This window comes from Streptomyces sp. NPDC021562 (genome assembly GCF_040640875.1).
In the GTDB taxonomy this organism is placed as follows: Bacteria; Actinomycetota; Actinomycetes; order Streptomycetales; family Streptomycetaceae; genus Streptomyces.
Genome location: NZ_JBFACN010000034.1, coordinates 17,779 through 30,262 on the forward strand (window position 1 = coordinate 17,779; position 12,484 = coordinate 30,262).

Consider the following 12,484-nt stretch of genomic DNA (forward strand, 5'->3'; position numbering starts at 1 on the left):
CGATGAGACATGTTCTCGGCACAGTTTTTCGAACCTCTCTCCCACACCGTCCGCCGACAGCCGGACTGCACGGTCACACGCGGTGGTTTTCGGTGATCTCCCGATACTCCTGCGGAGTCGGCTTGGGGACCTGTGCGCCCTCGCCGTAGAGGGCGCGGCTGAACCCGGCCCGCAGGCGCCGGGCGAGACGGGCACCGGCGCCCCTGCCGTTCGCACCGGCCGCGATCGGGCTGTACTGCTCGTGCTGGGTCAGGAGGTGCAGCTCCGCCTGGCCGAGAGGCTCGTGGACCTCGACGAACTCGCCGTGTGGCAGGCGCTTGACGACGCCCGTCTCGCGACCGTGCAGCACCTTGTCGTGATCTGTGCGCTGCAGACCGAGCGCCCACCGCTTGGCCACCGCGTAGGCCGCGACCGGCACGACGAACAGGCCGACGCGCACCGCCCACGTCACCGATTCGACCGAGAGATGGAACCGGGTGGCGATGATGTCGTTCGCCGCGCCGACGAGCGACACCAGGTAGAAGCCGATCCAGGCGACACCGAGGGCCGTGCGCACGGGGCGGTTGCGTGGTCTGTCGAGCAGGTGCTGCTCACGGTCGTCCCCGGTCACCCAGGACTCGACGAACGGATACGCGCCCATGGCCAGGAAGAAACCGACGCCCACCACCAGCGGAATCAAGTTGTCCAGGGCCAGCGTGTGGCCCCAGAGGGCGATCTCCCAGCCGGGCATGACGCGCAGCAGTCCGTCCGCCACGCCCATGTACCAGTCGGGCTGCGATCCGGCCGAGACCTGGTCGACGCGGTAAGGGCCGTACAGCCAGATCGGATTGATCTGCACGAATGCCGCGATCGCGAAGACGACACCGGCGACCAGGAAGAAGACGCCCGCGGATTTCACCGCCCGCACCTTCAGCGGCGGCCCTACCACGTTCCTGTTGCTCCGTCCCGGGCCCGGATACTGGGTGTGCCTGTGATGAAGCAGCAGGATCAGGTGGGCCACGAGCAGGCCCACCATGACGGCCGGGATGACCAGGACATGGATCGCGTTGAAGCGCGCCACCAGTTCGCCGCCGGGGAACTCGCCTCCGAAGAGAAACATCGAAAGGTAGGTTCCGACGACCGGTACGGAGAGGATCGTCCCGTTCACGACGGCGAGCCCGGTGCCGGACAGCAGGTCGTCCGGCAGGTCGTATCCCGTCAGCCCTCCGAACATCCCGAGGACCAGCAGCAGGAAGCCGAACAGCCACTGGAATTCACGGGGTTTGCGGAAGGCGCCGGTGAAGAACACGCGGAGCATGTGGACGAGCGCGGCCCCGATGAAGACCAGGGCCGCCCAGTGGTGCGCCTGCCGGATCAACAGGCCGCCACGGACGTCGAAGGAGACGTGCATGGTGGAGTCGAACGCCTCCGACACCGTCCGCCCCCGCAACGGGAGGTAACTGCCTTCGTACTGCACCTCCTTCATCGACGGATGGAAGTACAGGCTCAGGTAGATCCCGGTCACGACGATGACGAGGAAGCTGTAGAGACAGATCTCTCCCAACAAGAAGGACCAGTGGTCGGGGGATGCCCTGCGTGCTCTGGCCCGCAAGAGGCCGTACGGGCCGAGGCGTCCCTGCGCCCAGCGGGCAATGCGCTCCCCACCGCCTCCCTCGGCCGCTTCTTCCTTCTGGCTCTGATCATCCATGCCCCGGCAACCATTCCTCATCCGGCCCGCAATGGGACGCCGTTGACGACATGAGCCCGCCCTGCAGCCGGACGGGGAACGGATTCGGCAGGTCGGTCGCTGATCGTGGGCAGAACCGAGTCAGCAGGGCGCCTGATCTGCGCTCCCCGGGCGGCAGGCTCATGACTGCTTCCACCCGTATGACCGGGCAGGAGACGTGGATGTGACAGGCGTGGCCCCGAGATGGCGATCGGCGCTGTCGCGCCGCCTGATCAGACGGCGCTCGCCTTCCGTCGTCCCACCCCAGATGCCTTCCACCTGCTCGACCCGCATGGCCCAGCCGAGACACTCATCCATGACCGGGCACCGACGGCAGACGGCCTTGGCCTGGGCGATCTGAACGTGCGTCAGACCGCCGTCGCCTATGGGGAAGAACAGCTCGGGGTCCAGGCGCACGCAAGCTCCCCGTTCACGCCAGTGCGTGGCGTGGTCGCGTTGTGCAGTAGTCATGGCAGAGAAGACCTCCAGGGGTTGTCATCTGAGACGGGGTACCTGGCCGGCGTGTGACAAGGCGGTGCGCACCCGCTCAGACCACGATCTTGCGGGGGTTGAAGTTGCCGCCCGGGTCGGCGGCGCCGAAGAGCCCCGACATGATCGCGACACCCTGGGGCGAGATGTCCTCCTCCAACCAGGGCGCGTGCTCCAGGCCCACCCCGTGGTGGTGCGAGATCGTGCCGCCGGCGTCGACGAACGCCTGCTGGATCGCGCGCTTGACGGTGTCGTACTCGCCCAGGGGGTCGTCCCCGAAGACGAAGGCGAAGGTGAAATAGAGGCAGGCTCCGGAGTGGTAGGAGTGCGACAGGTGCGACATGGTCCAGCCGGCACGGCCGATGCTCTCGTAGGCGAGGTCCGCCGCCTCGTAGACCGCAGCGTGGATGCCGCGGAGCTTCGACCACGGGCCCGCGGTCTCGCTCACGTCGCCGGCGGCGCCGCGGTCGAGCAGGAAGTCGCGGATGTACGGCGTGTCGAACTTCTTCTGGTCGTAGAGCGCACCCGGTCCCGTGCCGACGCCGATGCCGTGATGCCTGCGCACGATCCGGTCGACAACCGACTTCTGCCGCCTCACGTGCGCCTTCTCGCCCTCGAAGCCGATGAAGGAGAGACACGTCTCGTCGAGGTTCCAGCCACGCCTTTTCAGGTAGGCCATGAGGCCGGCCTGTGCCGTTCTGCGGATGCCCCTCGCCTCCTTGCTCGTCGCCAGGGAGAAGGCCGTCTCGTGCGCGTCCGAGACACGGGTGACCGAGGGCGAGACATCGCTCTCCGCGATCTCCTGCATCGCCGCGAGGCCGTGGTCGAGGCTCTCGAAGAAGTAGGCGTGGATCGCCCGCTTCGCGGGAAGGCGGTGCACCTGCACCGTGACCTCGGTGATGACGCCGAGCCGTCCCTCGGAGCCCACCACCATCTCCCGCACGCTCGGCCCGGTCGACGCGCTCGGCACGGCACGGACCACGAGGACCCCGCCGGTCCGCACGACACGCAGCCCCTTGACGATGTCCGCTATGTCGCCGTACTTGTCCGACTGCATGCCGGAGGAGCGGGTGGCGACCCACCCGCCCAGCGTCGAGTGGGTGAACGAGTCGGGGAAGTGCCCCATCGTCCAGCCGTCCCGGTTGAGTTGTGCCTCCAGATCAGGTCCCAGTGCCCCGGCCTGGACCCGTGCCAGGCCGGAGTCGGGGTCGATCTCCAGCACCCGGTCGAGGCGGCCGAGGTCGAGCGAGACGACCACCCGGGTTTCGTCCGCGTGCGGCTCCAGGCTGCCCGCGATGTTGCTGCCGCCCCCGAAGGGGATGATCACGGCGTCCGCCTCGACGGCCGCGTCGACGATGCTCCGCACCTCCGCCTCGTCGGCCGGGTAGACGATCACATCGGGACTGCGCGCGATCTCGCCGGCCCGGATGCGGACCAGGTCACGCAGGCTCTTGCCGTAGGTGTGGACGACCCGGGACAGGTCGTCCACGAGGACGTTCCCGGCTCCGACGATGGCGGTCAGCAGCGCGACGAACCCCTCCGGCGCCGTCGAGGCCGGCACCTGCAACCGAGCGACGTCGGGTCGTTCCACGTCACGCTCGCCCGCGCGCAGGTCGAGGCCGATGGCCCTGTGCACGAATGGCGCGAAACCAGGTTTGTCCTCGTGCCGGAAGCCGACACCTTCCACGCCCCAGCCCCACCACTTCATGTGTCTCACATCAGCGGTGGGCGTCGCGTCGGTGCGGCGGGCGGGTTCGGTCACGAGCGGTCTCCTTCGGGTATGAGGCGTGAGGTCGTCCGTACGCCGAGCACGCGGTCGGCGTTCTCCTCGGTGAGGGTGAGGATCGCCGAGCGGACACGTTCGGTGAACTCGGTCCTCGACTCCCCGGGAAGGGCGGTGAGCGGTTCGCCGAAGACGACGCCGACCGGCAGCCGGCCCGGCTTCGGCCAGTTCGATCCGCGAGGATGCGCCGCGTGCGCGCCGATGACGGCGACGGGGAGCACCGGCACCCCGGCCGACGAGGCGAGCGCCGCCGCCCCGGGCTTGAACGCTCCGAGTGAGCCGTCGCGTGATCGGGTCCCCTCGGGAAAGATCAGGAGTGGCACGCCCCGGTTCAGCAGGGCCTTGGCGCTCACCGCGCGTGTGTTCGTTCCGGTACGGTCGACCGGGAAGGCGTTGAAGAAGAGGGCCGTGAGGCCGCGCCGCCGCCACACGTCGAAGAAGTAGTCCGCGGCGGCTCCCACCGCGAGGTAGCGCGCCAGCCGGCGCGGCAGCGCGCCCATGATGAGCGGCGTGTCGAGGTGAGAGGTGTGATTGGCGACGAGGACATACGCGTCCTCGACCTCCGCCAACCGCTCGCGCCCGAGTACCGTGACGCTGGTCAGGCTCCAGACGAGGGGCTTGAGCAGCCCTCGCTGTGCGATGAAACGCGCCGCAGCGTGTGAGCGTGAGGTGAAACGGCCGCGTATCGCCGCAGGCATCCGCTTCCTTCCCGTGCGGGTTCGCCCGCACTGATTCCTTCAGTGAGTGAGACTGTCCTTGCGGCCGGACGAGATCCGTCGCGAGATCCACCGCACGGCGCGGCGGGGAAGATGCCGTGTGAACCACACCAGCAGCCGGTACCGGAGGCTCGGCACGGAGATCACCCGTCCGCGGCGCACGTCGCGCAGCGTCGTCTCGACGACTCGCCGGGCGTCCAGCCAGAGGAAGTCCGGAATGCTCGACGACCGGATTCCGGCCCGCGTGTGGAATTCGGTGCGGACCCAGCCCGGACAGAGGGCCGTCACGGTGACGCCCGTTCCGTGGAGCTCGTTCGCCAGTCCTTCGGAGAGCGAGGTCACGAAGGCCTTGACGGCCGAATAGCTTCCCATCGTGACGAACCCGGCCGTGCTCGACACATTGACCACCGCACCGTGGCCGCGGTCGCGCATGGCCCGGCCGGCGGCGCCGGCGAGCACCAGCGCCGTACGCCCCATGACCTCGATCGCCCGGTCGTGCGGCGCGGTGTCGGTCGAGGTCATCGGTGCGCGGACGCCGAAACCGGCGTTGTTCACGAGCATGTCCACCGGACGGGCCGGGTCCTCCAGCCGGGCGGCGACACGTGCGACGTCGGCGCGCTCGGCCAGGTCGGCGGGCAGCACCTCGACGGCACTGCCCCGGGACTCGAGCTGGGCGGCCACCCGGCCGAGCCGCTCCCTGTCGCGCGCCACCAGGATCAGGTCCCATCCGCGGTCCGCCAGGGCGCGCGCGAACACCGCCCCGATCCCGGACGTGGCACCGGTCACAAGCGCGACCCGCGTACGGCTCAGCACGCTCTCCCCTGCCCTCTGATCGACATCAGAGGGCCCCACTCGGCCCACGGCCGGCTCCGACGAGCCGAACCAGGTGACTTGCCTCGTACACCGCAGATCGCTGTCCACGCGCCTGACACACCTTTCGTTTGCGGGGTCATCGCGTTAGACCGGGCACGCTTCCGCCTTGTGACACGGGCTTCCGCACCTGTCGGAGGCGAGTGGTGTCACACATGTGCCGGTGGCGCGGTCTCACCTGTCGGCCCCCGACGGCTCCCCGCAGGCTTCAGGACTGCCGCAGAGTTCCCCCGCTCCCGCTCAGAAAGCCCGTGCATGACCCCGAACAACGAGACGACCCTGCCGCCCGAGACAGCGGCCTTCGACGTGCGGGAGTTCGCCCGCACGGCACATGGCAGCCGGCGCGCAACCCTCGACCTCGGGCCGCTCGCCGACGAGCCGCTCGACGCCGAGTCCGTCCGACTCGTACGCGCGCTGCGCGACATGGAACGTACGACGCTGCACCGCATGCGCGACCTGCTCGTCACGGCGACACACAAGGACGCCCGGGTCACCGCGTTCCTCACCACGTGGATGTTCGAGAGGTTCTGGACGGCCGACGCCCTCGACGCCGTCCTGGACGCTTCTCCCGCCGCCCGCGACCTGCCGCCGAGCGCCGGTCCGGCACGGTGGGTCCCCGCGGAGCGCCGTGGACGCCGCGGCCCGGTCCGCCGCTCCCTCCGGGCGGCCCTCACCGGTGCGCAGATCGTCGCCGTGCACGTGACGACGGGCCTCGTGGACGAGTGGATCACGCAGGCGGCCTACCGGCGGCTGGCCGACGAGTCCTCCGCGATGGCGTCGATCATCAACCCCGTGATGGAGACCAAGCACCGTCACATCCGCTTCCTCGCCGAGGAGGCGGAGCGCCGGCTCCGGGGCTCGGCCCGCGCCCAGCGCCTCACCTGCCGCGCCCTCCGGCACGCAGCCTGGCCGCTCGGCTCGGTCGACCGCTCCAGGCACGAGCGCACCTTCTTCGAACGTCATGTCTTCGGCGACCAGCGCGGACGGGCCGAGGCCCGTCGTATCCGCGGGATGGTCGCCGCGCTCCCCGGCATCCGTGCCGGTGTCGCATCCACCGTGGAATCGAGGCTCCTTCCATGACACCGCAGCACGCGAACACCGGACTCGGCGACGCGCACGTCCTGTTGACCGGCGCCACCGGGTTCGTCGGACAGGCCGTGCTCGAGCGGCTGCTCAGCGACCACCCCGCCACCCATGTCTCGCTCCTCGTGCGCCGCAAGGGCAGCCAGAGCGGGCAGGACCGGCTCCGGCAGCTGCTGCGCAAACCCGTCTTCCGGCGCTGGCGGGACGCCGTGGGCGCCGAAGAGGCCGAGCGCATCGTCCGGGAGCGGATCACCGTGCTCGACGGCAGCATGAGCAGCATCCCCGAGCTGCCCTCCGACCTCGACGTCGTCATCCACTCGGCGTCGACCGTCTCGTTCGACCCGCCCATCCACGAGGCGTTCGACACGAACGTCAACGGCGCAGTAGGCCTGTACGAGGCACTGCTCGCCTCCGGCTCCGACCCGCACGTCGTCCACGTGTCGACCTGTTACGTCGGAGGGCTCCGCCGTGGTGTGGTGCCCGAAGCCAGGCTCGAACACGACGTCCTCTGGCACACCGAGTTGACCTTGGCCACCCGGACCCACGAGCAGACCGAACTCGCCTCGCGGGAACCGGCGATGCTGGAGCGGTTCATGTCCCGCGCCCGCGGCGACCACGGGAAGGAGGGCCCGATCGCGGCGGCCCGCGCGAGCGAGAACGCGCGCCGCGCGTGGGTGCGTTCCCAGCTCGTCGCCACCGGCCGGCGGCGTGCGCAGAGCCTCGGGTGGACCGACGTGTACACCTTGACGAAGGCACTCGCCGAACGCGCCGCGGAAGACCTCTGGGGGGAGGCCGGACACCGGCTCTCGCTGGTCCGGCCCGCGATCATCGAGAGCGCGCTCCGGCACCCTTTCCCCGGCTGGATCGACGGCTTCAAGGTGGCCGATCCGCTGATCTTCGCCTACGGTCGCGGCCAACTGCCCGACTTCCCCGGGCTGCCCGACTCGATCCTCGATGTCATCCCCGTCGACTTCGTCGTCAACGCCATCCTGGCCGTGGCTGCCAACCCGGCCCCCGTCGACGAGCCGGGGTACTTCCACATCGCCTCGGGTGCGTCGAATCCGCTGCCCTTCCACCGCATGTACGAGAACGTACGCGACTACTACACGCAGCACCCGGTTGCGAAGGACGGCGGATTCGTCGAAGTGCCGGCGTGGAAGTTCTCGGGCGAGCGCAGGTTCAACCGGAACCTCCGGCTGGCGAGGGCGAAGGCCGACCTGTGGGACACCGCTCTGCGGCTGATGCCGAATGACGAGCGCAAGCGCGCTCTCGCGACCGGGAACGCCAGGTTGCGCGCCGGCATCGCCACCCTCGGCAACTTCATCGATCTCTACCGCGCGTATGCGCAGACCGAGATCGTCTTCGACGACCGCAACACCCGCGCGCTGAACAACGCCCTTCCGGCCGAGGTGCGCGAGGACCGCGGCTTCGATGTGGAGCGGATCGACTGGGAGGAGTACCTGCAGAAGGTGCACCTCCCCGCCCTCGGCGAACTGACGGCGGCCCACCGCCGTCGCAAGGCAGCCGTCGTCCGGCCCACGGACGCCCGTCCGCGACGCGGACTGCCACGGCGCACCGACGTGGTCGCCGTCTTCGACCTCGAACGGACCGTCGTCGACTCCAACATCGTCGAGCAGTACCTCTGGGTGCGTACCGCGGGCTTCCGCAAGGCGGCCTGGCCGAAGGAGGTGGCGGACCTGCTCGTCTCGCTGCCCGGCTATCTCCGCGCCGAGCGGCGTGACCGCGGCGAGTTCATCCGCGCCTTCCTGCGCCGCTACCGCGGCATGCCCGTCGCCCGCCTGGAGGAGGTGGTGCGGCGCGGCTACGCCGACACGATGCTGCGGCACACGAGCGCGGACGCTCTGACGCGTATCCGTGAGCACCGCGCGGCAGGTCACCGTACCGTCCTGGTCACCGGCTCGGTCGCGCTTCTCGCCGCTCCGCTCGCCCACCTGTTCGACGAGGTCGTCGGGAGCTCCATGCACGTGCGGGACGGGGTGCTCACCGGCTACCTGGCGAAGCCGCCGCTGGTGGACGAGGCGCGGGCCGCGTGGCTTCAGCGGTACGCCGAGGAGGGCGGCTACGACCTCGCCGCCTCCTACGGCTACGGCGACAGCCACGCCGACCTGCCGTGGCTGTCGCTGCTGGGCAAGCCCTCTGCGATCAACCCCGACGCCGGACTGGCGCGCGCGTCGCACAAGAGGAACTGGGACATCCACCGCTGGAAGAGCGGCGGTTCGGGGGTACGCCGCGAGGTCGTCGCGGCCCGGGCGGCGCATCCGGCGCGCACCGAAGGGATGAGCTACTGATGGCCTTCGACATCGACAAGTACACGAAGAACTCCACCGGCGTGCAGTGGGCCGACCTCGACTTCGACGAGTTCGAGCGCAACCCGCTGCCCGAGGAGACGCTGCGCACCGTGCGCTACATGTGCGACATCGAGTACCACACGGTGTGTTACCTGCGTGATCTGCTGACGACCCCGTCTCACGACGAGCCCGCGGTGGGCGCCTTCATGACGATGTGGAACCGCGAGGAGTTCTGGCACGGCGAAGCGCTCGCCGCCGTGCTGGAGCGTCACAACGTCAAAGTCGACTTCGACGAGCTCAAGGCGACCCGGCTGAAGCTCGGCTGGCGGGACCGACTGGGGACCGTGAAGCAGACGGTGATCGGCCGGCTCGTCGGGAACGACTTCGTTGCCGTCCACATGGCATGGGGAGCGGCGAACGAGTGGTCGGCGACCGCCGCCTACCACCGGCTCGCCGCGCTGGAGAGCCACCCCGTGCTGGTACCGCTGCTCAGACGGATCGCACAGCAGGAGACGAAGCACGTCGCGTTCTACGCGTCGCAGGCGCGCGACCGGCTCGCCGCGAGCAGGAAGGCCCGTGTGGTCGCCCGCCTGGCGCTGGAGAAGGCCTGGGGCCCGGTCGGCTCGGGCGTCATGCCCGAGGCCGAGGTCACGCACGTCATGACCCACCTCTTCGGCGGCTCCGAGGGCCGCAAACTCATCCGCGGCATCGACGCGCACATCGCGAAGCTGCCGGGCCTGGAGGGGCTGCACATCGTCGAGGACGCCATGGACAGCCGCGGCATCGCTGCCTGACACCGCCACGCCCCAGGGTCACCTTCTCGCGCGGAACCTATTCGTCGACGAAGGTGACCGTCTGTTCGAGCGGTGCCCGGCCGGTACGGGTGTAGGGCACGGTGGTGTCCTCGTATCCGATCGACATACCGCAGAAGAGGATGAGGTCGTCGGGGGGCGAGAGGACCTCCGCGACGGTCTTGCGATAGACCGACCACGCCATCTGCGGGCAGCTGTGCAGGCCTTCGGCGCGGAGCAGCAGCATCACCGTCTGCAGGTACATGCCCAGGTCGGACCACTGGGGCCGGCCCAGACCGCGGTCGATGTAGCAGAACAGGGCGGCCGGGGCGCCGAAACACTCCCAGTTCGCGGAAGCGGCCCTCTGGCGCGCCTCCCAGTCCTCTCGCCCGATGCCCAGTGAGCTGTAGCGCTCCGCACCGAAGGCGGACCGGCGCTCGCGGTAGGGGGATCTCAGTGTCTGCGGGTACATCTCGTATTCGCGCTCGTCCCAGGGATCGCGCGCGGTCACACGCCCGCCGGCGAGTTCCTTGAGTTCGTCCAGCGGCCGGCCGGTCAGCACGTAGACATGCCAGGGCTGGAGGTTCGACCCGGAGGGCGCCCAGGCGGCGGCGGAGAGCACCCGCTCGAGCACCTCCCTCGGGACGGGCCGGTCGATGAATCCACGTACGGCTCGTCGGCTCGTCACCGCCTCATAGACGTCCAAGATCACCAGGCTCCCTCGTCTGCTTTACATGCCGCCCTTGCCAGTCGGAAGGCTATGAAACGTAACAATATGCGCGAATTGCCACGGAGCGTAGCCCCGCCGACTCCCGCCTTCCGCAGCGGTCGCGTCCGGACGGGACGCTGTCAGAGGTCAGTCGTGGCCGGTCGGCCGACCGGTGCGCTGCTCGCAGGAAGGTGATCTTCCGCCCACAGGAACAGAACGGCCAGGGGTACGAGAAACGCCTTGCCATGCGGAGAGAGTGCGTAACGGGGCCTCGATGGCAGCCCGGGCCGGACCTCCCGGGTGACCAGGTCGATCGCGGTCAGCTCCTGGAGCCGCTGGGTGAGCATGCGGCTGCTGATGCCGGGTACGCGCTCGCGAATCTGCGCCCGATCGGCCGGCCCTTTGGCCAAAGCCATGAGGATCAGGCCGTTCCAGTCGTTGCTGAGCAGGTCGAAGGCCCGGGCGATGGCCGGAGAGGTGCCGGAGGACCGAGGATGCTCGGTTCGGTCTGCCGGGTGAGGGTCTTGTGGGGTGGGCATGGTGCGTGTCCGTTCCGGTACGGCGCGAGCCGTCGCGATGCGCCAACTCGCGCTGTATTCGGTGGTCGTGGTGCGGCCGTAGCCGTGGCCGTGGTTGTGGCGGGAGTCCGCGTGCGTCGGCGCCTCATCGGTCTTCGGTATCGGTCCGAAGTCCGCGGCGGCCACGTCGTGATCGCGCACATGAAGCGCTCGGTATCAGTCCTCCCCGTCAGGGCGACGGGCGTGCGCGTGCGCGTGGCGCCGCACCGTCAGGGCGGTGCCTGACCCGGGCAGTGCCGGGAGCGACTCTCCGGAAGCCGGCGCCCCGCTCTTCGTGCCGCGGCCTTCCCTGATGACCCAGTGGCCGCACATGACCGCCGTGAGCCCGCAGACGGTCCACAGGACGAGGACGGCGAGGTGACCGGCATCGGCGTTGCCGTCGAAGTACGTGATGTCGCGCAGCAGGCCGGCACCGGCGCCCGGGGGCAGCCACTGGCCGACGTGGTCCACGCCCTTGGGGAGCATCTCCGGAGCGGAGGTGGCGCCGGAGAAGGCGTTTCCGACGAAAACCATGAGCGCGGCGCTGAGCCCGAGGCCTGCCGGCCCCAGGAGCCGGATCGCACCGGCGGCGGTGGCGCTGACGGAGAGCAGGTCGAGGGTCAGGATCGCCCACGTGGCCACGTGGTTGTGGGGCAGCGCCCCGAGGAAACCCTGGGCCACCGCATAGACGCCGAGGGCCGCGACGGCGCATGCCACGAGAAGCGTCAGCACCCGGTGCCGCGGGCGTGCCAGGCCGCGGGCCATCGTGACGAACGCCCCGATCATGATGCCGCAGATCGTGAGCGGGAAGACCGATGAGCTGAACACCACACCCCGAGGGTCGTCCGCGGCGACGGGCACCACGTCGACCGACTTCGCGAGGATCTTCACCGGGGAAGCAGCGCCGGCGGCTCCCTGCTGGGCGGCTGCCTGCTGGTGGGCCTTCGCCGGCGAGTGCGCGCCGCCGGCCTTCTGGTCGGCAGCTTTCTGCTCGGCGGCTTTCTGTTCGGCAGCCTTCTGCCGGGCGGTCGCCTGCGCGCTGGCCCTGTCCGCCAGCTGCTGTCCGACATCGGTCAGTAGCTGAGCCACGGAGGGGCTCGCGGCGGTGGCCTTCAGCACGGTGATGCCGTGGCCGGAGACGGCGAAGGCTCCGTAGACGTCCCGGTTCCTGATCGCCGACCGCGCCGCGTGCTGGTCGGGGTAGAGGCGGAAGTCGAAGGCGCCGGGCTTCTGCTGAGTCAGTTTCTCCACCGCGTGCTGACTGGCCGGCCCCGTGCCCACGATCCCCACCGGGACGTCGCGTGGCGAGATCCGCCCCGCCGGCCAGGCGAACGTCATCACCGCCAGAGTGATCACTATGGGCAGCACCACGGCGGCAATGGCTACTTCCCGCCACGTCTGGTGTCCTGACAAGGGGTTCCTCACGGCCCGCCCTCTCATAAAAAGGAATGATCGTTTTTCTTGAGCGTTCA

Annotated in this window: 11 protein-coding genes; 3 read left to right on the forward strand and 8 right to left on the reverse strand. The window is 69.6% G+C overall.

All coding sequences use genetic code 11. The features are described from left to right. Positions 1-73 precede the first annotated feature (73 nt). From AB0G52_RS35695 to AB0G52_RS35715, 5 genes are all read right to left on the reverse strand, one after another. Positions 74-1,687 carry a cytochrome b N-terminal domain-containing protein gene (locus tag AB0G52_RS35695; protein ID WP_361342524.1) on the reverse strand — a complete coding sequence of 538 codons (1,614 nt, stop codon included), beginning with the start codon at positions 1,685-1,687 and terminating at the stop codon, positions 74-76. Between the two features lie 159 nt (positions 1,688-1,846). Continuing rightward, positions 1,847-2,176, reverse strand: a complete 330-nt coding sequence (locus tag AB0G52_RS35700) for a WhiB family transcriptional regulator (protein ID WP_132890969.1) — start codon at positions 2,174-2,176, stop codon at positions 1,847-1,849. A gap of 76 nt (positions 2,177-2,252) precedes the next feature. After that, positions 2,253-3,956 carry an FAD-binding oxidoreductase gene (locus AB0G52_RS35705; protein WP_207921828.1) on the reverse strand — a complete coding sequence of 568 codons (1,704 nt, stop codon included), beginning with the start codon at positions 3,954-3,956 and terminating at the stop codon, positions 2,253-2,255. Continuing rightward, positions 3,953-4,675: a lysophospholipid acyltransferase family protein gene (locus AB0G52_RS35710; protein ID WP_361342528.1), complete on the reverse strand. Its 723-nt coding sequence runs from the start codon at positions 4,673-4,675 to the stop codon at positions 3,953-3,955. Before AB0G52_RS35710 ends, AB0G52_RS35705 begins: the two co-directional genes overlap by 4 nt. Positions 4,676-4,714: 39 nt before the next feature. Next, a complete protein-coding gene (locus AB0G52_RS35715) occupies positions 4,715-5,506 on the reverse strand; it encodes an SDR family oxidoreductase (RefSeq protein ID WP_132890967.1) in 792 nt (263 codons plus the stop codon). Positions 5,507-5,818: 312 nt separating this feature from the next. On the opposite strand from AB0G52_RS35715, the gene AB0G52_RS35720 reads away from it, so the two are divergent. Genes AB0G52_RS35720 through AB0G52_RS35730 form a run of 3 tightly spaced genes read left to right on the forward strand, consistent with a single transcriptional unit; the run spans position 5,819 to position 9,749 of the window. Next, complete coding sequence (locus AB0G52_RS35720) at positions 5,819-6,643, forward strand: hypothetical protein (protein WP_361342532.1); 825 nt, start codon at positions 5,819-5,821, stop codon at positions 6,641-6,643. After that, positions 6,640-8,955, forward strand: a complete 2,316-nt coding sequence (locus AB0G52_RS35725; protein WP_361342535.1) for an HAD-IB family phosphatase — start codon at positions 6,640-6,642, stop codon at positions 8,953-8,955. Before AB0G52_RS35720 ends, AB0G52_RS35725 begins: the two co-directional genes overlap by 4 nt. Continuing rightward, the gene (locus AB0G52_RS35730) at positions 8,955-9,749 is read left to right on the forward strand and encodes a ferritin-like domain-containing protein (RefSeq protein ID WP_132890964.1); all 795 of its coding nucleotides are present in this window, start codon (positions 8,955-8,957) and stop codon (positions 9,747-9,749) included. The genes AB0G52_RS35725 and AB0G52_RS35730 overlap by 1 nt, the downstream gene beginning before the upstream one ends. A 37-nt stretch (positions 9,750-9,786) precedes the next feature. Here the strand turns inward: AB0G52_RS35730 and AB0G52_RS35735 are convergent, their stop codons facing one another. The 3 genes from AB0G52_RS35735 to AB0G52_RS35745 form a co-directional block, all read right to left on the reverse strand. Next, positions 9,787-10,452 (reverse strand): nitroreductase, encoded by a 666-nt coding sequence (locus AB0G52_RS35735; protein ID WP_361342538.1) that lies wholly within the window; start codon positions 10,450-10,452, stop codon positions 9,787-9,789. 143 nt (positions 10,453-10,595) lie between these two features. After that, the gene (locus tag AB0G52_RS35740) at positions 10,596-11,174 is read right to left on the reverse strand and encodes a helix-turn-helix domain-containing protein (RefSeq protein WP_361342541.1); all 579 of its coding nucleotides are present in this window, start codon (positions 11,172-11,174) and stop codon (positions 10,596-10,598) included. Positions 11,175-11,189: 15 nt separating this feature from the next. Then, a complete protein-coding gene (locus AB0G52_RS35745; protein ID WP_361342543.1) occupies positions 11,190-12,452 on the reverse strand; it encodes an ABC transporter permease in 1,263 nt (420 codons plus the stop codon). Positions 12,453-12,484 lie beyond the last annotated feature (32 nt).

Coding starts and splice junctions, on each gene's coding strand:
- AB0G52_RS35695 (WP_361342524.1), bottom strand. CDS start 1,687: ATGGATGATCAGAGCCAGAAGGAAGAAGCGGCCGAGGGAGGCGGTGGG.
- AB0G52_RS35700 (WP_132890969.1), bottom strand. CDS start 2,176: ATGACTACTGCACAACGCGACCACGCCACGCACTGGCGTGAACGGGGA.
- AB0G52_RS35710 (WP_361342528.1), bottom strand. CDS start 4,675: ATGCCTGCGGCGATACGCGGCCGTTTCACCTCACGCTCACACGCTGCG.
- AB0G52_RS35720 (WP_361342532.1), top strand. CDS start 5,819: ATGACCCCGAACAACGAGACGACCCTGCCGCCCGAGACAGCGGCCTTC.
- AB0G52_RS35725 (WP_361342535.1), top strand. CDS start 6,640: ATGACACCGCAGCACGCGAACACCGGACTCGGCGACGCGCACGTCCTG.
- AB0G52_RS35730 (WP_132890964.1), top strand. CDS start 8,955: ATGGCCTTCGACATCGACAAGTACACGAAGAACTCCACCGGCGTGCAG.
- AB0G52_RS35745 (WP_361342543.1), bottom strand. CDS start 12,452: ATGAGAGGGCGGGCCGTGAGGAACCCCTTGTCAGGACACCAGACGTGG.